At 37.0% G+C, this 22,384-nt stretch carries 18 protein-coding genes; 10 read left to right on the top strand and 8 right to left on the bottom strand.

Annotated features, from left to right (window positions below):
• Positions 1–1,647, top strand: a 1,647-nt coding sequence (locus tag ACPDHL_RS15170) for an OmpA family protein (RefSeq protein ID WP_430533587.1), incomplete at its 5' end; no start/stop codon positions are given.
• Between the two features lie 129 nt (positions 1,648–1,776).
• Here ACPDHL_RS15170 and ACPDHL_RS15165 read toward each other — a convergent pair.
• A complete protein-coding gene (locus ACPDHL_RS15165) occupies positions 1,777–3,180 on the bottom strand; it encodes a LuxR C-terminal-related transcriptional regulator (RefSeq protein WP_430533586.1) in 1,404 nt (467 codons plus the stop codon).
• A gap of 154 nt (positions 3,181–3,334) precedes the next feature.
• Entirely contained in the window at positions 3,335–4,042 is a 708-nt protein-coding gene (locus ACPDHL_RS15160; RefSeq protein WP_430533585.1) for a helix-turn-helix transcriptional regulator, read from the bottom strand.
• A gap of 613 nt (positions 4,043–4,655) precedes the next feature.
• On the opposite strand from ACPDHL_RS15160, the gene ACPDHL_RS15155 reads away from it, so the two are divergent.
• Both ACPDHL_RS15155 and ACPDHL_RS15150 read left to right on the top strand, forming a co-directional pair.
• On the top strand, positions 4,656–5,861 hold the full coding sequence (locus ACPDHL_RS15155) for a LuxR C-terminal-related transcriptional regulator (RefSeq protein ID WP_430533584.1): 1,206 nt from the start codon (positions 4,656–4,658) through the stop codon (positions 5,859–5,861).
• Between the two features lie 74 nt (positions 5,862–5,935).
• Positions 5,936–7,054 (top strand): tetratricopeptide repeat protein, encoded by a 1,119-nt coding sequence (locus ACPDHL_RS15150; RefSeq protein WP_430533583.1) that lies wholly within the window; start codon positions 5,936–5,938, stop codon positions 7,052–7,054.
• 192 nt (positions 7,055–7,246) lie between these two features.
• Here ACPDHL_RS15150 and ACPDHL_RS15145 read toward each other — a convergent pair whose 3' ends face one another.
• The 6 genes from ACPDHL_RS15145 to ACPDHL_RS15120 form a co-directional block, all read right to left on the bottom strand.
• On the bottom strand, positions 7,247–8,740 hold the full coding sequence (locus ACPDHL_RS15145) for a carboxypeptidase regulatory-like domain-containing protein (protein ID WP_430533582.1): 1,494 nt from the start codon (positions 8,738–8,740) through the stop codon (positions 7,247–7,249).
• 15 nt (positions 8,741–8,755) lie between these two features.
• Complete coding sequence (locus ACPDHL_RS15140; protein WP_430533581.1) at positions 8,756–10,132, bottom strand: CsgG/HfaB family protein; 1,377 nt, start codon at positions 10,130–10,132, stop codon at positions 8,756–8,758.
• A gap of 7 nt (positions 10,133–10,139) precedes the next feature.
• A complete protein-coding gene (locus tag ACPDHL_RS15135) occupies positions 10,140–10,541 on the bottom strand; it encodes a curli assembly protein CsgF (RefSeq protein WP_430533580.1) in 402 nt (133 codons plus the stop codon).
• 2 nt (positions 10,542–10,543) lie between these two features.
• Positions 10,544–11,260 (bottom strand): CsgE family curli-type amyloid fiber assembly protein, encoded by a 717-nt coding sequence (locus tag ACPDHL_RS15130; protein ID WP_430533579.1) that lies wholly within the window; start codon positions 11,258–11,260, stop codon positions 10,544–10,546.
• Positions 11,261–11,353: 93 nt separating this feature from the next.
• Entirely contained in the window at positions 11,354–11,851 is a 498-nt protein-coding gene (locus ACPDHL_RS15125; RefSeq protein ID WP_430533578.1) for a hypothetical protein, read from the bottom strand.
• Positions 11,852–11,937: 86 nt separating this feature from the next.
• Complete coding sequence (locus ACPDHL_RS15120) at positions 11,938–13,155, bottom strand: hypothetical protein (protein WP_430533577.1); 1,218 nt, start codon at positions 13,153–13,155, stop codon at positions 11,938–11,940.
• 443 nt (positions 13,156–13,598) lie between these two features.
• Here ACPDHL_RS15120 and ACPDHL_RS15115 point away from each other — a divergent pair, with 443 nt between their 5' ends.
• The 7 genes from ACPDHL_RS15115 to ACPDHL_RS15085 form a co-directional block, all read left to right on the top strand.
• Positions 13,599–14,114, top strand: coding sequence for a DUF4920 domain-containing protein (locus ACPDHL_RS15115; RefSeq protein WP_430533576.1), 516 nt, complete (start codon positions 13,599–13,601; stop codon positions 14,112–14,114).
• Positions 14,115–14,121: 7 nt separating this feature from the next.
• Entirely contained in the window at positions 14,122–14,592 is a 471-nt protein-coding gene (locus ACPDHL_RS15110; protein ID WP_430533575.1) for a hypothetical protein, read from the top strand.
• A 5-nt stretch (positions 14,593–14,597) separates the two neighbouring features.
• Positions 14,598–15,266, top strand: a complete 669-nt coding sequence (gene mnmD, locus ACPDHL_RS15105; RefSeq protein WP_430533574.1) for a tRNA (5-methylaminomethyl-2-thiouridine)(34)-methyltransferase MnmD — start codon at positions 14,598–14,600, stop codon at positions 15,264–15,266.
• A 430-nt stretch (positions 15,267–15,696) separates the two neighbouring features.
• Entirely contained in the window at positions 15,697–17,010 is a 1,314-nt protein-coding gene (locus ACPDHL_RS15100) for a gliding motility-associated C-terminal domain-containing protein (RefSeq protein WP_430533573.1), read from the top strand.
• An 11-nt stretch (positions 17,011–17,021) separates the two neighbouring features.
• The gene (locus ACPDHL_RS15095) at positions 17,022–17,954 is read left to right on the top strand and encodes a PorP/SprF family type IX secretion system membrane protein (RefSeq protein ID WP_430533572.1); all 933 of its coding nucleotides are present in this window, start codon (positions 17,022–17,024) and stop codon (positions 17,952–17,954) included.
• A gap of 11 nt (positions 17,955–17,965) precedes the next feature.
• Positions 17,966–19,927 carry an OmpA family protein gene (locus ACPDHL_RS15090; protein ID WP_430533571.1) on the top strand — a complete coding sequence of 654 codons (1,962 nt, stop codon included), beginning with the start codon at positions 17,966–17,968 and terminating at the stop codon, positions 19,925–19,927.
• 34 nt (positions 19,928–19,961) lie between these two features.
• A partial coding sequence (locus ACPDHL_RS15085; RefSeq protein WP_430533570.1) for a hypothetical protein occupies positions 19,962–22,384 on the top strand: 2,423 nt, incomplete at its 3' end.

Genomic DNA, 22,384 nt, shown 5'->3' with positions numbered 1-22,384 from the left:
AAATTACCCTCAGAATACTACTACCGCTATGCACAAACGCTAAAAGCAGTAGAGAACTATCCCAAGTCACAAGAGCTGTTGGATCAGTTTGCAACGCTGGAAAAAGAAGATTCTAGAGCAGTACGCTATCGAGACAATCGCAATTATGTGCAACAAATCGAGGCATTACCCATGCAATATAGTCTTGAATCTTTGAAGTTGAATAGCGATTATTCCGATTATGGAGGAACGATTGTTGGGGATCAGTTTGTATTTACTTCCGCACGAGATATTACCCAAGCCGTTCACAGCTGGACGGATGAGCCTTTTACGAAGCTATATGCTGCACAAATAAAAGAAAAGGGGGTGTACGATACTCCTGTCTTATTGGATTCCGATTTGGATTCTCAAGTGAATGAATCAACTGCCGTTTTTACCCAAGATGGCAATACGATGTATTTTACGCGTAATAATGCAAAGAAAAACGGAAAAGGCAAAAAGAACAAAGACAATACCGTGGTCTTGAAATTATACAAAGTAACAAAGCAATCGGATGGGAAGTGGGGGCTAGTAGAGGAATTGCCTTTTAATTTGGATAATTTCAATACATCCCATCCTGCTTTAACGCCGGATGACAAATGGTTGTATTTTGCTTCTGATCGAGAAGGTAGTTTCGGACAATCGGATTTATTTCGCGTAGCGCTTTATGAAAATGGAGGGTATGGTGAGGTCGAAAACCTGGGCAATACAATTAATACTGAAGGAAGAGAAAGCTTTCCCTTTATCTCCTCGGACAATCAGTTGTATTTTTCCTCAGATGGTCATTTGGGACTAGGAGGACTGGATGTATTTGTGGCGTCAATTGCTGCAGATGGTCGTTTTGGTTCTGTTCAAAACCTAGGAAAACCGATTAATAGCAGTTTGGATGACTTTGGTTACTACTATAATAGTCAACGAGATCAAGGTTTCGTTTCATCGAATCGCGGACAGGGAGATAATATCTATAGTCTAGTAAAAAACTGTCAGCACAGTATTGAAGGAACCGTTTATGACAAGAATACCCAAGAAAAACTTCGTCACGCTAGGGTGACTGTTGTACATCTGGCGGATCAAAGAGAATACAGCGTTACAACAGGAGCAGATGGAACGTATAGAATAGAGGCAATCAATTGTGGAACGAAATATGCAGTTCGCGCAACTAAAGATGCTTATAGTGAGGTTGAAGTGATTGTACAAGCAAAAAAAGTGACAGGTACGTATACTGTTGACTTAGGACTTGAAAAAAATATTGAAGTCAACGATGATTTAGTGAAAAAACTAAAATTACAGCCGATTTACTTTGATTTTGATCGATCAACAATCCGAAAAGACGCGGCAATTGAATTGGCGAAAGTAGTGGAAGTTATGAAAGAATACCCGAATATTAAGGTAGATGTTCGTTCACATACCGACAGTAGAGGAAATGATGCCTATAATATGCAATTATCTGATCGTCGTGTGAAAGCAACGATTCAGTGGATAATTAAACAAGGTATTGATCCGAGTCGCTTAACAGGAAAAGGCTATGGCGAGAGTCAATTGCTAAACAAATGTAGCAATGGCGTACCATGTACAGCTGCTGAACATCAGTTGAATAGACGTAGTGAGTTTATCATACTCGAAATTTAAGTTGTGTAAAGCAACGTAACACGAAAGCAATTTTTTTTAATAATCTAGCTGTTGGAGGATAAATAAACAGCACAAAAAAGAGGATGTTTTTTAGCATCCTCTTTTTAAAAATAACGTTGTTATTTGCTTTTATTTTTTTCTTTTGAATAACAGGGTTTGGTTTCTGTTTTTTACTTCCAGTTTGGTGTATAAATTACTGATGTGATACTTGGTTGTACTCAGTGAAATAAAGAGTTTATCTGCTATTTCTTGGTTGCTCATCCCTTCCCAAATACACTGAAGTACTTCTGTTTCTCGAGCGGTTAGATTGTGGGTTATTTTTAGCTCCTCTAGCGTATCAGAGAGTAATCGGTTTTGCGTCTTAGAGGAAGTATCATTGCCTTTGTTTAGCAAGAGAAGATAGTGATTGATTTGATCCTTATATCCGTTGTTCTCTTCTTGTAAGTCGCGTACTTTATAGATAATAGCGAAAGTTATACTTATCAATTCCAGGTTGCTAATTAATCGGAAGGTATCTAAGTTAAACCATGCAAAGCGATTAGAATTTACATAGATATAGAGCGTATAGCCCAAGCCAAACAAAACGATTAATCCAAATGTACACAGTAAAAAACGAGCATATACATTTGTTTTAAATTGAGTAGCAGCTAGAATTAGACAGAAAAGCGGAGGAATAAAACTCAAAATGTTAATCAAATGTCTCAGAATATCCAGTGAAAGAAAACTTTGAATGGACGATAAGAAAAAAGTAACGATAAAAAGAGAAACAAAGATGAGTTTATAGCTATTAAAAAGCGCTTTAATATCTAAGAAATAAACGGTGAATAAACACGCTAGAAGGGATGTTAAAGGCACGTTCCAGGTCAATAAGGAGTCCATGACCCATTGTCCATTGGAGATGTAGTAAAACATACCATCTTCAAAAAATAGGGAGGTGAAAATACAGAGCTGTAATAAGCTATAGGTTAAAAACCGCTTGTCTTGAAAAATAAAGTAAAAAACAAGATTAAAGACTATAGACATAATTGCAATTCCATAGTAGAGTCCGATTCGCAAAAGGTGAAAGGATTCAGATACGGCAAATTGAGTCTGTTCTTCGATGATAATAGGCAGATTAGTGGTATCGGTTTGTTTGAGGTTGATAAAATAGGTAGGATCTGAGGTATCAAATTGATATTGAGCAAATCTAGAACGTATGTGATTCGATTTGCTGTCAATATTTGAAAGTAAAGGTTCAAAAACTCCTTTTCGATTTACGTAGAGGGTATAATCGAGAATGTGTGGGTTTTGGATTTGAAATGTCAGATTGGTGTTGAGTTCTTTGGGCTGTAATGTACCTTTAATCCACGTATTGTTTAAGGAATCTGTCGCAATCATGAGGTTGCTTTGTGTGGGGTGAGGCCTGAAGGCCAATTGGTTCATCGTGGACTGCGCAAAAGGTTGTGCTTTTAGCGATAAACTAATTAGAAATATCACCGAAAGTAAAAGTAAATTTCGGTGGAAAAAGGTAAGGGGAGCACTAGGATGTTGCATTTTTTTATTTTGTTAGTGAGGGCTAATCAAAAATAATAAAAAACAAGTGATTTTAGCGTTATAATCGCTTGGTAATACGTAAATTGTTTAAAAAAATAGGAAAAAACACTTGTTTTGCTTGTATTTTTTTTAACCTTAAGGGGAAAATAGAATACTAGTATTCAGCGCAGCTGATTTTTTTTACCAGTTCAATAAAGCTATTGCTATTTGTTTTGTATAAAATGTTTTTGCGATGCGTTAAAATGGTGTTCATGCTGATATTGAGTATAGCTGATATCTCTCTGCTTGTGAGTCCTTCTTTAATAAGGGTTAATATTTCGAGTTCACGCTTGGTTAAATTGAATTCATTATTCAAATCCAAGTAAATGCTGTGTACTTTATCAAAAATCTTGTAATCATTTTGAGGGCAATACGCATTGTCATCCTGTATTTTGTGGATCACTAAGGTCTTGGCTAAATGACCTTGATCATCTACTTCCAACGCTTGACATTCTTGGGTGATACGCAAGTAGGTGGAATCTGATTTTTGAATTCTGTAGCTATATTTCAACGTATAGCGAAAGTGTTCTTCGAATGCTAGGGAATTCGTGAATTTCAACCCTCTTTCTTCATTTTCAAAAAAATAGGGTTGGTCCATGGGGTGAATCATATTGATTAGAAAATTTAGATCAAAGCAACTCGTTTCATGACCTGTTATAGTAGTATAAGCAGAATTAATGAATAAGATTGTATTTTCGATACAATCATAAATAAAAAAATAGGTGCTGAGTTGTTGAGCAGGTTGTTCTTTTCGAATGAGGTTGGATTTTGAATTCTGACTATTGTACAAATCTAACCATTGTGAGTGCATAACATTGTTCATGGGGACAGGGTTTTTTCGTTAGTAAGTTGGTTCAACAAGGTGGCATGAGCCACCAGTTAGTTAACGATTAGATCGTGATTAAATCTACCGGGATGGCTAATAGAAATAACAAAAAGCAAAAGGCAATAAAAATTAAGCCAATCACAAGATTCTGTGGGGAAAAATTTGTTTTAGCTAACATAAGAATGTGTTTGAGTAGGGTTATTATTTTTTGACTAGTTTTTGTTTGAAACACCGTTTTGTTCCGTATTGTTTCAAACAACCGAATCCGTAGAAACGGGTAAAGATTGGTTTGTTGATTGTTATACAAAAATGACATATTGCAATGAAAAACCAATCTTTTGATAGGGTAGTATTTGGGTAGTTTTTTATGAATAATAAAATGAAACACGTACTAATACTAGACTTGTTTATTGTATCTTTATGATACATAATATTTTATATAATTTTTAATTGTCCCTCTTAGGGGTGGACATCCAAAAGCAGAAGATGCGCAAAACAACAAGTTTTGTAGAGAATGGAGAGTGATTAAATGCGATTTTTTAAAAAAGACAAAGGAATTATACTAAGATAAATAGGCTATTTTAGCTTATTAATGTATGTTTAGACACGAATGAGAGTAAAATCACCTTTACAACTAGCGATTTTATTGTGCTTACTTTTCTTCTTGACTAAGGCGTTAAGTCAAACTTATCGTTTTAAGCAGATTAGTGAACAAGTAACACAGTATAATAATGACGGTAAATTCGATGAAACGATTCTACTGTTAGAGGAGATTATATCCAATAATAAAGCGACAAATTATGATCGCTACCACGCGTATTTTTTAAAATACCAAACGTATAAGCGTTTATTTCTTTATGATAAAGCAGCGTTTAATTTAGACTTAGCCTTGGAAGAGGGATTAAAAAGCGACAAGAAAGAAATAATTGAATCGCAAATTAAGTTTGAACGACTCTTTATGGCTTTCGACTTGCTTAATTTTGAGCAGGTAAACCAACTACTTCCAAGAATAAGTACGGAGGATTTGGCGCGTGTTTCTTATACTACGCAGGGTTTTTATTATGCTGTTTTAGGGGTAGTGGAAATTAAAGCAGAACGATTAAAGGAAGCAGAACAGTATTTTGAAAAGGCCATTGTGATTTTTGAAGCGCACGATCCCCAAAATCTCCCCATGATATATCGCAAACAAATCGATTTGTATCGCATCCTTAATCAGTATGATAAGTCGATTGAAAGTTTTGAATTGGGATTGAAATACGCAAAACAGTATAATATCGATGTCTATATTTTCAATATGTATTTTGATTTGGCGTATTTCTACAAGCAGATTGGCGACTTAGACAAGGCGATTGAAGTGCAAGAGATATGCAATCGATTAGCGAAAGAATACGATGAAGGATCGGTTTTAGGTCGTCTGAATGTATTAGAAACTAAATTAGCTTTGGAGCGTATCGAAGCAGAGAAAAAGCGAGACCGTACCATTATTATTTCGTTGGTGGGATCCTTGTTTCTCCTGGTCGTGTTTTTACTTCTACTTTATAAGTATATCAATCAAATCCGAAAAAATAAAAAGCAATTAGAAGAAGAAAATGAAAGTCTGAGAAGTAATATTCTGGAGCTACTTTCGAAAACCGAACAAGAAACAGGCGAATTCATGCGATTAACAGCCCGACAAAAAAAGATTATTGATTTGGTTAAGCAAGGAAAAACAAACAAAGAGATTGGCTCAACTTTGTTTGTTTCTGAAAATACAGTGAAGTATCATTTAAAAAATATTTATGATGTACTACGCGTAAGTAGTCGAGTAGAACTATAAGAGATATGAAAGGTTGGTTTACTTTTTTTATTGGAATCTGGTGTATGTTGTTATGGGGACAAAGCTTTGATCCCATGAAATTAGAGCGTGAGATTATTGATTTGGGTCGACAGGAAAATTATGACGAAGCCATCGAAAAACTGCAACGCCTAGTTTTGGGCCCCAAAACCTCGCCTGAAGCCAAAGCAGAAGCTTATTTCTTAAAGCATGAAATCTACAGTAAAATAGGTATTTATACTGAGGCAGAAAGCAATTTAACCTGGTTTCTTCAACAGGCAGAACGATCAAACCTTCCAGTAAAAGAATATGAAGGGCGATATCTATTATCCACCGCTATCCTGTACTGCAAAAAACTAGCATATCAAAAGGCGATTGAAAAATTAGAACTCATACGCAACTACAGCACAGACTATGAACCTACCCAATATGCTTTGTATCTCTTTTTAGAAGGGATACAAAAAATGGAGGAAAAGGACTATGTGCGAGCAGAAATTGATCTAAAGGCATCGATTGAGTTGCTCAAACAGGAATTATCCGATTATTTACCAACTGTTTATAAAGAGCTTTTACGACTCTATGCTGAAGTTAATGATTTGGATAAAGCAGAAGAAACCTATGAAGAGGGCTTACATTATGGGCAACTACTCAAAGTACAATCAGAGGTGTTTCAACTGTACCGTTTTATGGCGGACTACTATCAGAAGATTGGACGAAATAAAGAGAGTTTGGCGTTAGCTGAAACACTGTTAGTAAAAGGAACGGCATATAATATTCCGCATGTGAGTAGTCGAATGTATTTCGTAGAACAAAAAGTACTTCAAGAAAGCAAAGACCAGCAACAAGTGCAGACTAAGCGAATCCAGTATCTTTTGTTTTTCTCGGTCTGCCTTTTTTGTTTATTGCTAGGGATATCCTATAAAGCCTATAAGAAAAATAGAAGCAACAAAGAATTGATTGAACAAGAAAATCAGGAGCTAAAAACAAACTATACTTCTCTAAAAGAAGAAAAGAAAAAACAGGAAGAAGAGCCTGTATTGAGCGAACGGCAAAACGATATTTTGAAGCTAGTCAAACAAGGAAAAACCAATAAAGAAATTGCGACTATACTCTGTATTTCGCAGAATACAGTGAAGTATCACCTGAAGATTATCTACGATCTTTTGAAGATTAATGGGCGAAGTGATTTACTGTAAAACAGGAAAGGCTGCCTTGACAACATAAAAGACAGCCTTCCCCTATAGAAAAATTGTACTTATTCTATCCTACTTTGATCGACAAAGCAAAGAGTAAACTTATAAATAGCACATACAGTAAAATGATACCATAGAGTGTGCTGTGTTTCTTAAAAATTTCGATTAGTTTCATTTGTATAGTATTTAGTAAGGTTAATTCCAATCGGGCATCATTGCATTTCTAAACTTCACTGCTCTGGTTTTGAGTACGGTATTTAACTCTTTAACATAAATATGACGTGCAGATCGGTCGTCATTGGATGTATTGGTAAAAATAACATAGGCTTCATTGGGAGAAAAACGAGGTTCTAAATCATTGGTTCCTCCTTCTATTTCTGTTGATATTTCTGTCGTTTGTTTAGAAACGCTATCAAAGACAAAAAGCTTAGAATTAATTCTGCGGTAATTTCTATTTTCTGCTCCTTCTACATCATAAGCATAGAGTATTTTAGTTCCACTGCTCGATAAATGGAGTCCACTAGTTGCACCAGGGGCATCTTTTAGAATTGAAAATAGAACTTCACCTTGTAGGTTAATACAGAACAAATGCACTTGATACCCCATAGCATTATTGGTTTTTAGTGCAATGCGCTGCTGTTCTAAATTGACATCTACTTCTGAGATAAAAGCGCCATTGGGGGCCTGATAGATTTGTTGTAAGCCTTGTCCATTTGAATTAATGGCATACAATTTATCAAAATTGGCAAAGTAAATCTGGTTGCTGTTAGCAGGCCAGCTGTAGGTGATTTCATTTAGATTAAATCCATTGGGCTTAACAGTGGTGGTTACTTTTTTTGGATTACTTCCATCCGTATCCATGGTGTAGATATCTAGTGCTGTTCCATTGGATTGAAAGTAAGCAATTTTATTAGCCGTTTCGTTTTTTCGCGGTCTAAAACAATTGTAGTTCTCATCCGTTAGTTGAAATTCATTTCCTTCCTCATCAGCAGAGAAAATAACCAGGTTATCATTGATTTTTTTGGTGTAAAAATAGCGGTTGTTTTTGGGTGCATTGTACACGCTAAAATTCCCCATGTCGCTTTTAACGGATGTGTTTACGTGATCATCCGCAGTAATTTGCCAAAAGTATTTTACGCCCAATTGTAAGTCTTTATATGTAAAAAGAGTGTCTTTAATTGCTGTAAATGTTTCTACTTTCGTATTGGCATCATTTTTAAGTGTCAAGGTATATTCCTGCTTGGATTTATCCTTATCAGGCGAGGTCCAAATAAAGGTTACCGCTGTTGCTTTTAGTACTTCATTGTCTTTAGGTGTAACCAAAATTGGAGTAGCTGGTGGTTGTTGATTACCTTTAGCAGTGGCTAATTCAAAGACAACTGCACTTGATTTTCCTTCGTAAACTGTTGCGCCTTTAAAAGCAGTTGTATAGCCTTTAAGTTCCGCTTTTACGGAGTATTCGCCTTTTTTTATATCGTCTAAACTAAAATTTCCTTTATCATCCGTAAAAACAGTGGTAGAACTAGGGGAGGTTTCGATCTTAACATGAGCCAATGGCGCATTCGTTTCTGCTGCGACCACTTTTCCTGTAATGGTTCCTTTTCCATCTTCATCAACATAGTCTTCACTACAAGCTAAAAAAAGAAAAAGTAGAGGTAACCAACTAAATTTTATAAATAAGTGTTTCATTGCGTTGTGTCTGTATTAAAAATAGTATTTAAGTCCTAGGCCAAAATTGAAATAGTAGTCCTTGCGCTTTCCCTGTTTAATGCCTTCCAACTGATCCGTAAAAGGGAGGTTCTGCTCTGCAAAACCAAAAAGCGCAACGGATGAATTGAAGCTGTAGTTTAGTCCAGCACCATATTGAATCTTCCAGTAAAATTTTTCATCTCGATCGGCTTTGTCTTGTGACATAAAATAATCACCAATCACACCTGGTCCTACATAAACGTAAGGGGAAATTTTATCATTTGGCAAGAGTAGGGCGCGTACATTGAGATCCAGGCTATACTTTTGATTGCTGTAGTTTTTACCTGTTCGGATTTCAAAAGGATTAGCACTCAGCTCTACATCAAACGTATGAGAGAGTTTTCGTGCATAGGCTAAACGAAAGGAATATCCCGCTTTTTTCTCTTTTAAATCACCGTAGAAGAGGTTGGCCCCTCCAGAAACAGCAAGTTCGTTTTTCTGTTTTCGGTCAATTTGCGCTCGCTCATAAAGCAAGGTTGCTTCCTCTTCTTTTTTGATGGCATTGTAGTTCGCTAAAAGGGCATCATCAATATCTTTGCCGTCTTTTGTTTTCCACAGACTTGCATCAATTCCTTCAATGATCATGCTTTCTACTGCTTTTTCTATCGCATCTTTTAAAGCTAGTTGAATGGGCTCATTGGCTGTAAATCCCGTTTCTACTTCGAGTAGACGTTGAAAATTTACATATTTGAATAAGCTCGCTGAAATTGCTTGAGAAAGAATGGTTTTAGAAACGTAAACGGTCTTTAATACTTTTCCGTTGGTTGTAGAAACTGCACGTAAATAAACGGTAATTCGATCTTGGCGGTATTGCGTCGATCCACCTACCCCAAAGTAGCGGGCACCTGAACCACCTGTTATTATATTAGAATCATAGGACACAATCCCGCCTTCTAATAAAACACCAGCAAACAACAAGGGGGGTAATTGCTTTTGACTGTTATCTCCAGCTTGTCGATATTGTTCTCGTGTGGTATTGATAATATTTCGCTCATTGAGTAGATTACCGAGATTTTCGCGTTCTACTACGGTAAACCAACCACTGTCTTCTAAGGCTTTGTTTAACATGGTTGTGCCACCTTGTGGAACAGCAGTACTAAACGAACTTCCGATTTCTATATTTTTATATTGTCCCGTCTGGTCTCGGAAGTTATAAACACCAACAACAATAGGTTCACTCGGTTTGGGTAAGTTTTTCAAGGTTGTACTGGTCGAGGTGATTTCGCCAGTGCGAGCACTTTGCTTGACAATGGGTTGATTGAGGTAAGCGCCACAATTGACCAATAAGCTGCTCAGTACGATCGTTACTAGGGGAAGTCTTAAAAAATTCATTGTTCAATTAATTGGTAGGCATTATAATTTGGGTTTGCTCTCCATTTTCTGTATTGAGAATGTTGATCACCATTCCTTGTTGTGAGTCGTAAATCTCGACAGATAGACTGCCTAACGTAAACGTTCCTTCTTTTAGTTCTGATCCAAATGAATCACTAAATAATTGACGAGAAATTTGATTTAATAATTGACTATTTAAACGTTCACTAAATTGATTTAGGCTACTTGTGTTTTTGGGTTTTGTTGAGGCGGGATCTTTAAACGAATTTTGGGCATTCGCAGAACTCAGCATCATTTGGTAATTGAAAACCTCACCGCCAAAAAATGGATTCATTGGCTTGTAGGTGAGCTGTTGGGCGGCACATACAGAGGTAACAAAAAAGGCAAGTAAATAAAATGGAAATTTCATTTTTAAAAAGTTTTGGTTCGTTGGTTATTTATTTTTAGTTGTTCTAAGTGTCGTAGTGTCAGGGTTAAAGCCGTGTTGCTCATGGTCTTTAGATAATCATATTGAGTGCGAACAAAAAATTCAAAGATGGTCGATTGGTTTGTTTTGATAGTGATTTTGGTGTTGTTGCCTAACGTAATAGATTCTGTTAGCGTAATAATATGCTCCGAATTAATATTGTTCGATAAGTAGTTTGAATAGTAGAGTTGATAAAAATCGCGACCTGCTTTTGTTTTTGTTTCATCGACAACAATTCCCTTAAACGTAATGTTAGCATAAGGAACAGTTTCGGGTTGATTGGCTTTTTCCGCGGCTTCTTCTAATTCTTGCGTTAGTTTTTCTTTAATATTCACTTCGTCTCGATCCTCATTCACGACATAACGAGCTGTGCCAATTAGTTTTTCATTGCTATCATATAGTAGTAAGAGTACAATAAGTCGATCTTCGGATGTGGTATTGATTTGGGTAGAGGAGAGCGTAATGCGTTGAAAAGGTTCAACGACTTGTCGTCCTCCTTGATCATTTTTTGATTGATTTTGGGTCATCAGATTGGTTCTGATTAAAGAGAGCTTATAGGAAATGCTCTCAGTTACCTCAGTTTTGCTTTGAGCTACTGCAGTAATATGCAGGCGATCAACGTCTTGTTTAACATCTAGGATCGCTTCAATATGCGTATTCATGATTTGTGCATTTGAATAAGAGATACTAAAAAGAAAGAAAAAAAAAGAAACAAGCTTTACGTTCATAGGGGAGTAGATGTTAGCTAGGTTTTTTTAGTTGAAATTGCGAATAATCAATGTTTTATCGTTTCCTTCTAGGGTTACTTTCATGTCTTTGGACAGGGAGTTTTCACCGAAAATAGAAACGTCTTGGTTATTTCCTTTTTGAATAACTTCGAGTGATTGTTGGGAAGCGGGATCCATACTGAAATTATCGAATGAATTTCGATCGCCATATTGGTATACTTGCTGATTGAGCACGTTGCCTGTTACAGCAATGTCAATGTCATTGTAAGAGCCTTGTTGATTGTAAGTAAGGTCGCTTGTTTGTGCTTGTACCGCTGTGGTTATCGTATTGTAATTGCCGATTTGCAAAACAGAAATTGCGTTGTCTTGATGAACGACCACAGGATTTAATTGATCTTTGGGTGTGTTTTGAATAAGCAATTGACCTTTGTGCTCAATGACTTGTAAAACACCCTTTTGATCTTGTGCTACTGCTGAAGTATAACTTAAACAGCCCATACATAGGGAAACAAGATAGATTTTCATGGTAGAACCGAGTTAAGGGGTGAAAAAAAGAAAAGGAAAAAAATTGACTGGTACGAATACCAGCCAATTAGAAAGTGTTTCAAGAATTAGTTTAATCCTTGTGTAACTGTTGCCATATTACCTACACCCATTTGAGTGATTGTGTTTTGGTGTGCATTACCTGTTTGGTTAATAGTTGCCGTGTGGTTTGAACCATCTTGCATGATAGTAGAGTAATTTAACATACCTTCTTGTGTAGCAGTAACTTTGTTGTTCTCTCCTGTTTGTGCTACATAGTTGTAGTTAGATGAACCATCTTGTGTTACTTCTGCTCTGTTGTATGATCCTGCTTGGAATAAATCAGACACTTGACCATCTCCATATTGAACAACATGTGCCACGTTTCTGTCTCCAGCTTGATCGATGATTGATTCAGAGTTGTCTAATTGGTAGCTATACGCGCGGTTGTCATTTCCTTCAATCGTGATGATAGATGAGTTGTTATCTCCGTATTGATCCATCCCTACGATATTGTCATTTCCAACAATATTCATATCTGCTAGGTTGTTATCTCCTGCTTGATTGAATGTCGTTTTATTCGCATTACCTGTAACAACTAAGTTCGCTGTGTTTCCTTCTCCACCTTGAGAAACTACATTTGTATTTCCTTCTCCAGCTTGACTTCCTACATACGTATTGTTGTTACCCGCTTGTCCAATTGCTGAAACGTTTCCTGATCCAGCTTGTGTGAATACTACTGCGTTGTCATCTCCGTTTTGTGCGATTGTTGAGTTGTTCATAAACTCTCCTTGCGTGAATGCAACAGTATTGCTGTTTCCATTTTGCTCAATAGCAGAAAAGTTGAACATACCTGATTGCTCTGAAATAATTTCGTTTCTGCTTCCGTCTTGCTCAACCATTGAAAGGTTAATTACTCCGTCTTGTGTAGCATAAACACTGTTGTATTCTCCACTTTGTGCATTTAAAGAAATGTTTCCTCCTTCTCTTTGATCAACAACCGCTCTGTTGTTTAATCCATCTTGAGCTACCTCTACTTGGTTTCCAGTACCATATTGAGCTATATTAGCCCAGTTTTCTTCTCCTGATTGCGTTGTTTCAGCATTGTTAAAACTTCCACTTTGCGTTAGATCAGTTTTGTTTCCATCTCCTTCTTGATTAGTCTCAGCATTGTTAAGTAAAAGTCCCATTTGAGATACTGTTGTGTTGTTTGCTGATCCATTTTGTGTAAGGTTGTTTTTGTGGCTTTGCGCTGTCGCTGTAAAACCGAATGCTAGCACAGCTAGACTTAAAACTACTTTTTTCATACGTTAAAAATTTAATATTAAGGTTTGTTTAAAAAAAATGATTTATTTTGGTTAATGATTTGTGAATGAAACGCAACACTCTATATTTACTTTTGGTAGATTGTTACCTTGCAAATATCACTCAATCACAACTTTACTGAAATACCCTATTTAGGGTATTTTTAACGTTTTGTATCCAAAAAGGATCTTTTATATGTTAAAAAAAGAAGGGGGAATTGATGGCTTTCAATTGAGTCTGAGTGATTTATGTCAGAATAAGTAAAGGCTGTTTTCATGAAGTTGTATTGTTTTTCTAGGGAGATCAAGGTCTAATTGTCAAGTGAATCCTTCACCTCAATTTATAAGTTGCTAGGTGTTTAAAAAGAAAGTGTTCTCCCAAGTGTTTGGGTATTTCATTTTGATTTTTACTTATCTTTGGGCAAACATTATTTTAATAGAATCGCATGAAATACGTTGTAATAACACTTGGATTAGCAGCTTTGTTAACGGTTAGTTGCGGAAAAAAACAAGAACCTAAAAACGAAGCAGAAGTACTGACTACTACGGCCGAAAAAGAATATGAAACCTTTGGACAAGCGTTGGATGTCAAGCAAACAGTTTTGTCTAAAGAGGCTATGGGGAAAGAATTCGACCAACTGAAAGAAGGGGATACGCTACGTGTTACATTTACTTCTACCATTAAGGAAGTATGCCAAAAGAAAGGCTGTTGGATGCAAGTAGATTTAGATGAAGAGAAGAGTAGTTTTGTTCGTTTTACAGATTATGGTTTTTTTGCGCCAATGAATGCAGGAGGACATGAAGTTGTGATGCAAGGAAAAGCATTTGTTTCTGTTGTTTCTATTGATGAGTTGAAGCACTATGCGAAAGATGCAGGTAAGAGCGAAGAAGAAATAGCTGCTATTACGGAGCCTAAAGTGACCTATGCCTTTGAAGCAGATGGTATTGCAATTGCCAAATAAAACAAGAATGATTCGATTCGCGATAGTCTTGTTGGTTTTGTGTGGATGCATAAGTTGTCAACAAGTAAAAAAAGAAGCAAGTACAAGAGATCAGTCTGATCAAACGCTAAAGTCAGCACAGCAAGATAGCGCTACATTTGAACTATATGAATTGTCCGAAATGGCTGTTTTAATGGAACAAATGTATGTGGATAATCAGCGTATTCGAGATCGAATTATGGAAGGGATTCCCCTAACGGATAGCATGCCAAGTTTGCATCAGCGTCTATTTACCGCAGTGATGACGGATCCTACGGATCGAGATTTATTTTTTGAAACACAAGCGCGTGCTTTTATTCAAGTAGAAGAAGCTTTTTATGAAGACCCCAATCAGCAAACCAAAGCGAAGTTTAATGCTATTGTGGAGGCTTGTTTAAGTTGTCATCAAAAAAAATGCGGTGGTCCTATACCGCGAATTAAAAAACTATTGATCCCTTAAACAGCATGAAAAGAAAAGTTATAGTAACCTCAGATGGTTCTCATTCGCTAGAAATAGAAGAGTGGGGAGAAACCTATCACTCGATTCACGGTGCAATTCAAGAATCTAATCACGTCTATATTGAGCAAGGCTTGATGCGATTTATTGAGCAAGAAGAATTGAAAATTTTAGAATTTGGCCTAGGTACAGGATTGAATGCCTTTTTGACCATGGCTCAACTCGTACCGAAACAAAAACAAGTAATGTATCATGCGATTGAAGCCTTTCCGCTAACACAAGAAGAATATGGCTTATTGACGTTTCCCTCTCTTTTACCCGAATTTGAAGAAGGAGTAGAACTATTTACGGCTTTACACACTACAGTTTGGAATGAAGAAGTTTCCTTGCATCCACAGGTCAAAGTGCAAAAGATCAAGGAAACATTTGAAGAAGTAACAGTCAAAAACAATTACTTTGATTTGGTGTATTTTGATGTATTTGGATATCAGTATCAGCCACATTTATGGTCGGAAGCAATCTTTCAAAAAGCCTATGATAGTTTAAAAAAAGGAGGTATGTTGGTAACTTATGCGTGTCGTAACCCAATTAAAAGAAACATGAAAGCCGCCGGGTTTACGCTCGAAATCGTAGCAGGTCCACCTGGAAAAAGAGAAATGACACTAGCTCATAAGTAGTGATTAAATAATAAAAAAAGCTCCCAAGAAGCATATTGCTTCTTGGGAGCTTTTTTTATTTCAATTAATTGACAATCATAGGGTATAGCTTTTTTTGTCTTTTGTTTACTTTTTTTTAAAATAATTAAAATTATTATAATGGCATTGTTTTTAATTGAATTGTGATTTATTCGTTAATAAATACTTTAAAACATGTGTTTATGTTATTTTTTAGTTAAAAACAAACATTAATTTAATCTATTTGTAAAAAAATATTGTTACACTGTTTTTTTAAATATTTTTTATAATGGTTTTTTTATTTAATTTTAAGTGAAATTTAAGATGTATGTGTTTTAAATTAAGATATGTATTAGTAATTATTTAGTGAACAGTTGTCAACTGTATCGCTAGAAAATAAAAGGCGAATACAAACCATTAAAATTAAAAGTTTATGAAGCAGCGTTATTTAAAATTCACTTTTTTACTGCTCGTCAGTGTACCTGGTTTATCCTATGGGCAAGAGGAATCAGAAAAAATACAGCTAATTAATACTGGAGTATTGACTGTTCGTGCTGAAACGATTTTGTCAACGCAGTTTGATTTTGTGAATACCGAAAAAGGGGATGTAGTTAATGATGGTGATGCGATATTTTATAAAAACTTCATCAATGATGGAAATTATGGTTTAACCCCAACCAAGAAAACATCTTCAACCTATTTTGTGTTGAATAAAGATACACAAGCAAAACAAATTAAGGGGAGTGGACTGACGTCCTTGTATCATGTGGAATTTGATAGTGAGTGGGATGGAGTTGCTTTTGAGTTGCAAAATAATATGGATATCTATGGTTCCGCTCACTTTAAAAAAGGAATTATAAAAGTGGATGCTACTAAAAAGGGTCAAGGATTATCTACAGGGATGATGAGTTTTATGCCCAATGCCCAACATACCAATGTAAGCGATCAAAGTTTTGTAGATGGTGAAGTTGAAAAGATTGGTCGCGATTATTTTGAATTTCCAATAGGGAAAGATACGTACCATCGTCCTGCTTTTATTGACGCCCCAGATGATAGTAAAGCGGTCATTTTGGCCCAATATCACCTTGATGATACTGCTTTTTTTGAAGGACATACTAATACAGCTGGGGTGATTAAGGTCGTAAACAATAAAGAATACTGGAAACTAAACGGAAAAACGGGGAATGAGCATACCGTAATTTTAAGCCTAAGTTGGGATGAACGCACAACACCTGCTGAGTTGTTAATAGACCCAGAAGGCGAATTACACATTCTTCGTTGGGATGAAAAAACACAACAATGGGAAGATGAAGGTGGTGTAGTAGATATGTCTACAAAACGGGTTACAACTCCCGCATCAATTAAAGACTTCGGGTATTTTACGCTAGGAACGGTTAAAAAGGACTGGATTCTGGACGGCGATGTGGTCATCTACAACTTTGTCACACCTGATGGAGATGGTAAAAACGATTATTTTATTATTGACAATATCCAAAAACATCCAAATAACCGTGTCGAAATTTACAATCGTTGGGGGGTAAAAGTATACGAAACAACAGGATATGATCCCCATGGAGATGGAAGTGTCAATGTGTTTACAGGCTATTCTGGAGGTAAAATCACCGTAGATAAGAGCAAGAAACTACCAAGTGGAACCTACTACTATGTAGTGACTTATGAATATACAGATCAACATGGCAGTCGCATGATTAAGAAAGCCGCTAATTTACATTTAGAGACCAATTAAACCAGCATTAGATGAGAGTAGGAAGTACAATAAAAACAATAGCTCTTGGGAGCATAGGTTTGTTTTGCACTGCACAAATGCAGGCACAACAAGATCCACAATATACCCAATATATGTATAATCATTCCAATATTAACCCCGCCTATGCCGGGAGCCGGGAGGGAATGAATATTTTTGGGCTATATCGAACCCAATGGGTAGGGTTAGAAGGAGCTCCTAAAACAGCAACTATAGCTGTTACTACACCATTAGGTGAATCTGGACTGGGCTTAGGCGTTGGTTTTGTCAATGATCATCTCGGGGTGATGGATGACAACACACTGTCCATCGATTTGTCTTATGCTATTGATCTAAATTATAGCTATAAGTTGGCATTTGGGCTGAAAGGGTCTGCCAATTTACTCGATGTTAATTACAGTAAGCTACAAATTTACAATCCAACTGATCCTGTAGCAGAAGAGGATATTAAAAATGAATTTACCCCAAATATCGGAGCAGGATTGTTTTTGTATTCTGATAAAGCCTATGTTGGATTGTCAGTTCCTACTTTACTTACCCGTTCGCGTTACGATGATAATAACGTTCAAACACTAAGAGAAAAAATGCACGTCTATCTAACAGGAGGGTATGTGTTTGAGCTGAACCGCGATATCAAGTTCAAACCAGCAACCATGATAAAGATGGAACAGGGCTCACCCTTGCAAATTGACCTATCTGCCAATTTTATGTTTGTCGATAAATTTACCGCAGGAGTCGCCTATCGATGGGATGCTGCTATAAGTGGGATGGTCGGTTTTCAAGTGTCAGAAAATATCCTAGTAGGATATAGCTATGATGCAGAAACGTCCAAATTAGCACGCTATAACTCAGGCTCTCATGAAGTTTTCCTTCGATTCACTTTGTTTAACGGCTTCAAACGTGTGGCCGCGCCTAGATTCTTCTAAAAGTAAGTAGTATGATAAAACAAATAATACAAGCAGGAATCGCATGTCTCATCTTTAGTGTTGGAACAACGGGATATAGTCAAACAAAAAAGGAAAAACAAGCCGATAAAAGTTTTGATCGCTTAGCCTATGTCGATGCAATTAAACTATATGAACGCATGGCAGAAAATGGATATGTCAATACCTCTATCCTACAAAACTTAGCTGATGCGTATTACTTCAATGGAAAATTGGTTGAAGCCCATGGCTGGTATACTGAATTGTTTGAAGGAAATTATGAGGATAAAAATACGTCCGCCTTGCCTTCAGAATATTACTATCGTTATGCTCAATCACTTAAAGCTGTTCAAGATTATCCGAAATCACAGCAAATGATGGATCAATTTGCCGCATTAGAACAACAAGATGCTCGAACGATTTTATACAACAAAAACCGAGACTATCTGACGCATATTGAAAATAGATCCAATCGCTACGATATTAAATTGTTGGATTTTAATACGAGTTATTCGGATTATGGCGGAACGTTACTAGGTAATCAATTTGTATTTACCTCCGCCCGTGCAACAGATCATCAACGAGGAAATCAAATTCACGCTTGGACCAATGAAAGTTATACTAGCTTATATCGTTCAACAATTGGTCAAAATGGATTTGAACCTCCCGTATTATTCGCACCTGAAATTGATTCTGATGTCAATGATGCAACAGCTGTGTTTACCCAAGATGGCAAGACCATGTATTTTACACGAAATAATACTAAACCTAGCGGGAAAAGCAAACAAAACAAGGATAAAACATCTTTGCTAAAACTGTACAAAGCCTTGAAACAGCCAGATGGTACTTGGGGACAGGTAGAAGAATTACCATTCAATTCGGATAATTTTAATACCGCTCATCCTGCTTTGACGCCTGATGACAACTGGTTGTATTTCTCTTCTGATCGCCAAGGCACAAATGGCCAATCTGACTTGTATCGCGTAGCCTTATATGAACAAGGTGGGTATGGAACTGTAGAGAACTTAGGAAAAGCAATCAATACGGAAGGAAGAGAAAGTTTTCCTTTTATCTCCACAGATTTTCAACTGTATTTTTCTTCAGACGGACATCCAGGATTGGGTGGGATGGACATCTTTGTAGCCAAACTTTATCCTAATGGAAGCTTTGGCCCTGTAGTAAATATGGGCACTCCAATCAACAGTAGTTTGGATGACTTTGGATTTTATTTTGACGCTAAGCAAAACAAAGGGTTTGTCAGTTCGAATCGCGCAGGTGGAATAGGAACAGATGATATCTATTTCTTAGCAGAAAAACCATGTAAACAAATCCTAGAAGGAATGGTATATGATAAAGATACCAATGAGGTGTTAGTGAATGCTTTAGTTGTTGTTTCTGATGCGTTATATCAAAAAACGGATACGCTATACACCGATAACAAAGGATATTATAACACTACTTCTTTAGCTTGTGGGTATAAGTATCGCATTAAAGCAGTAAAAGAATTATATAATACTGTAGAAGTCGTGTTTAATAGCAATCGTGAACCAGGAACCAAAACGGTGAATATCGGTCTAGAAAAAGCAGAAAAACCACTAGGCTTAAACGATGATTTATTTAAAAGACTCAATTTACAACCGATTTACTTTGATTTCGATCAATCGAAAATTCGTCGAGATGCTTCGATTGAACTTATGAAAGTAGTAGAGGTAATGAAAGAATACCCAACATTAAAAATTGATGTGCGCGCTCATACGGATAGTAGAGGAAATGACCAATATAACATCGTCTTATCTGATCGCCGTGTTAAAGCAACCATGCAATGGATGATTGAACAAGGTATTAACCCAAGTCGCTTGACAGGAAAAGGGTATGGTGAAACTCAATTGTTGAATAAATGTAGTAATGGCGTACCATGTACGGCACAAGAACATCAAGAAAACAGACGTAGTGAATTTATTATCACAGAAATTTAATACGCAGGAAAACATAATTTAAATAACGAATCACATGAAAAAGAGATGGATTTTACTCGGTGCTTTTTGTACTGGGGCAATAAGTTACGCTCAAGTCGGAATAGGTACAGCTACCCCTAATCCCTCTTCTCAGCTTGAAATATCGTCTGATAAAAGAGGGGTTCTTATTCCCCAAGTACCTTTAAAGAATGTAGTAGACGCAAAAACAATAGAGAATGGAAATGTCGAAAGTTTGTTAGTATACAATACAACAACGAATGATGAATTACAACCAGGTTATTATTTTTGGAAAGGGGCTAGTTGGCATCGCTTGTTGACAGATTTGGATAGTAGTGAATGGAACTTACCAGGTAATAAAGAATTTGTTGTTGAAGATGGAGTATTGAAGTTGTATGATAAGGAGGACAATTTTATATTTATTGAAATTGAGCATTTGAATATTATCACCACTTTAGTCAAAGACGCCTCAGGTAACGGGCAATACACCTACAAAAACGAGGCAGGTACTGAGGTAGTGATTGATGTACAGGCCGATGTGATCAACAATTTCGAGGACATCATCAATAAAACGGAAGTTCAAGAAATCCTAAATCAAGTCATCAATACGATAGGCGGAAACGTACACTATGACGGAAATTCCTTCACCTATGTGGATGAGCATGGGGATACCCTAACAATGGATATGTCAACGATCATCAAGGCCAATGAGACCATTACCACTTTAGTCAAAGACGCTTCAGGCAACGGACAATACACCTACAAAAACGAGGCTGGTACTGAAGTCGTGATTGACGTACAAGCCGATGTGATCAACAATTTCGAGGACATCATCAATAAAACGGAAGTTCAAGAAATCCTAAATCAAGTCATCAATACGATAGGCGGAAACGTACACTATGACGGAAATTCCTTCACCTATGTGGATGAGCATGGGGATACCCTAACAATGGATATGTCAACGATCATCAAGGCCAATGAGACCATTACCACTTTAGTCAAAGACGCTTCAGGTAACGGGCAATACACCTACAAAAATGAGGCTGGTACTGAAGTTGTCATTGACGTACAAGCCGATGTGATCAACAATTTCGAGGACATCATCAATAAAACGGAAGTTCAAGAAATCCTAAATCAAGTCATCAATACGATAGGCGGAAACGTACACTATGACGGAAATTCCTTCACCTATGTGGATGAGCATGGGGATACCATTACAATGGATATGTCAACGATCATCAAGGCCAATGAGACCATTACCACTTTAGTCAAAGACGCCTCAGGTAACGGGCAATACACCTACAAAAACGAGGCAGGTACTGAGGTGGTCATTGACGTACAGGCTGATGTGATCAACAATTTTGAGGACATCATCAATAAAACAGAAGTCCAAGAAATCCTAAATCAAGTCATCAATACGATAGGCGGAAACGTACACTATGACGGAAATTCCTTCACCTATGTGGATGAGCATGGGGATACCCTAACAATGGATATGTCAACGATCATCAAGGCCAATGAGACCATTACCACTTTAGTCAAAGACGCTTCAGGCAACGGACAATACACCTATAAAAATGAGGCAGGTACTGAGGTGGTCATTGACGTACAGGCTGATGTGATCAACAATTTTGAGGACATCATCAATAAAACAGAAGTCCAAGAAATCCTAAATCAAGTCATCAATACGATAGGCGGAAACGTACACTATGACGGAAATTCCTTCACCTATGTGGATGAGCATGGGGATACCATTACAATGGATATGTCAACGATCATCAAGGCCAATGAGACCATTACCACTTTAGTCAAAGACGCTTCAGGTAATGGACAGTATACCTATAAAAACGAGGCAGGTACTGAAGTCGTGATTGACGTACAAGCCGATGTGATCAACAACTTTGAGGACATCATCAATAAAACAGAAGTTCAAGAAATCCTAAATCAAGTCATCAATACGATAGGTGGAAACGTACACTATGATGGAAATTCCTTCACCTATGTGGATGAGCATGGGGATACCCTAACAATGGATATGTCAACGATCATCAAGGCCAATGAGACCATTACCACTTTAGTCAAAGACGCTTCAGGCAACGGACAATACACCTACAAAAACGAGGCAGGTACTGAGGTGGTCATTGACGTACAGGCCGATGTGATCAACAATTTTGAGGACATCATCAATAAAACAGAAGTTCAAGAAATCCTAAATCAAGTCATCAATACGATAGGTGGAAACGTACACTATGATGGAAATTCCTTCACCTATGTGGATGAGCATGGGGATACCATTACAATGGATATGTCAACGATCATCAAGGCCAATGAAACGCTAACAACCTTAGTTGCTGATGCCTCAGGCAACGGACAATACACCTATAAAAACGAGGCAGGTACTGAGGTAGTGATTGACGTACAAGCCGATGTGATCAACAACTTTGAGGACATCATCAACAA

The sequence above is a fragment of the Myroides sp. C15-4 genome, assembly GCF_050522745.1.
Taxonomy (GTDB): domain Bacteria; phylum Bacteroidota; class Bacteroidia; order Flavobacteriales; family Flavobacteriaceae; genus Flavobacterium.
Note: the sequence above shows the minus strand (reverse complement) of the source record. Positions and strands in the feature narration are given on the sequence as shown.

Excerpts from the sequence above, each read along its gene's own strand:
- ACPDHL_RS15165 (WP_430533586.1), bottom strand. The coding sequence starts at position 3,180 with ATGCAACATCCTAGTGCTCCCCTTACCTTTTTCCACCGAAATTTACTT.
- ACPDHL_RS15160 (WP_430533585.1), bottom strand. The coding sequence starts at position 4,042 with ATGAACAATGTTATGCACTCACAATGGTTAGATTTGTACAATAGTCAG.
- ACPDHL_RS15155 (WP_430533584.1), top strand. The coding sequence starts at position 4,656 with ATGAGAGTAAAATCACCTTTACAACTAGCGATTTTATTGTGCTTACTT.
- ACPDHL_RS15150 (WP_430533583.1), top strand. The coding sequence starts at position 5,936 with ATGAAATTAGAGCGTGAGATTATTGATTTGGGTCGACAGGAAAATTAT.
- ACPDHL_RS15145 (WP_430533582.1), bottom strand. The coding sequence starts at position 8,740 with ATGAAACACTTATTTATAAAATTTAGTTGGTTACCTCTACTTTTTCTT.
- ACPDHL_RS15140 (WP_430533581.1), bottom strand. The coding sequence starts at position 10,132 with ATGAATTTTTTAAGACTTCCCCTAGTAACGATCGTACTGAGCAGCTTA.
- ACPDHL_RS15135 (WP_430533580.1), bottom strand. The coding sequence starts at position 10,541 with ATGAAATTTCCATTTTATTTACTTGCCTTTTTTGTTACCTCTGTATGT.
- ACPDHL_RS15130 (WP_430533579.1), bottom strand. The coding sequence starts at position 11,260 with ATGAATACGCATATTGAAGCGATCCTAGATGTTAAACAAGACGTTGAT.
- ACPDHL_RS15125 (WP_430533578.1), bottom strand. The coding sequence starts at position 11,851 with ATGAAAATCTATCTTGTTTCCCTATGTATGGGCTGTTTAAGTTATACT.
- ACPDHL_RS15120 (WP_430533577.1), bottom strand. The coding sequence starts at position 13,155 with ATGAAAAAAGTAGTTTTAAGTCTAGCTGTGCTAGCATTCGGTTTTACA.
- ACPDHL_RS15115 (WP_430533576.1), top strand. The coding sequence starts at position 13,599 with ATGAAATACGTTGTAATAACACTTGGATTAGCAGCTTTGTTAACGGTT.
- ACPDHL_RS15110 (WP_430533575.1), top strand. The coding sequence starts at position 14,122 with ATGATTCGATTCGCGATAGTCTTGTTGGTTTTGTGTGGATGCATAAGT.
- mnmD (WP_430533574.1), top strand. The coding sequence starts at position 14,598 with ATGAAAAGAAAAGTTATAGTAACCTCAGATGGTTCTCATTCGCTAGAA.
- ACPDHL_RS15100 (WP_430533573.1), top strand. The coding sequence starts at position 15,697 with ATGAAGCAGCGTTATTTAAAATTCACTTTTTTACTGCTCGTCAGTGTA.
- ACPDHL_RS15095 (WP_430533572.1), top strand. The coding sequence starts at position 17,022 with ATGAGAGTAGGAAGTACAATAAAAACAATAGCTCTTGGGAGCATAGGT.
- ACPDHL_RS15090 (WP_430533571.1), top strand. The coding sequence starts at position 17,966 with ATGATAAAACAAATAATACAAGCAGGAATCGCATGTCTCATCTTTAGT.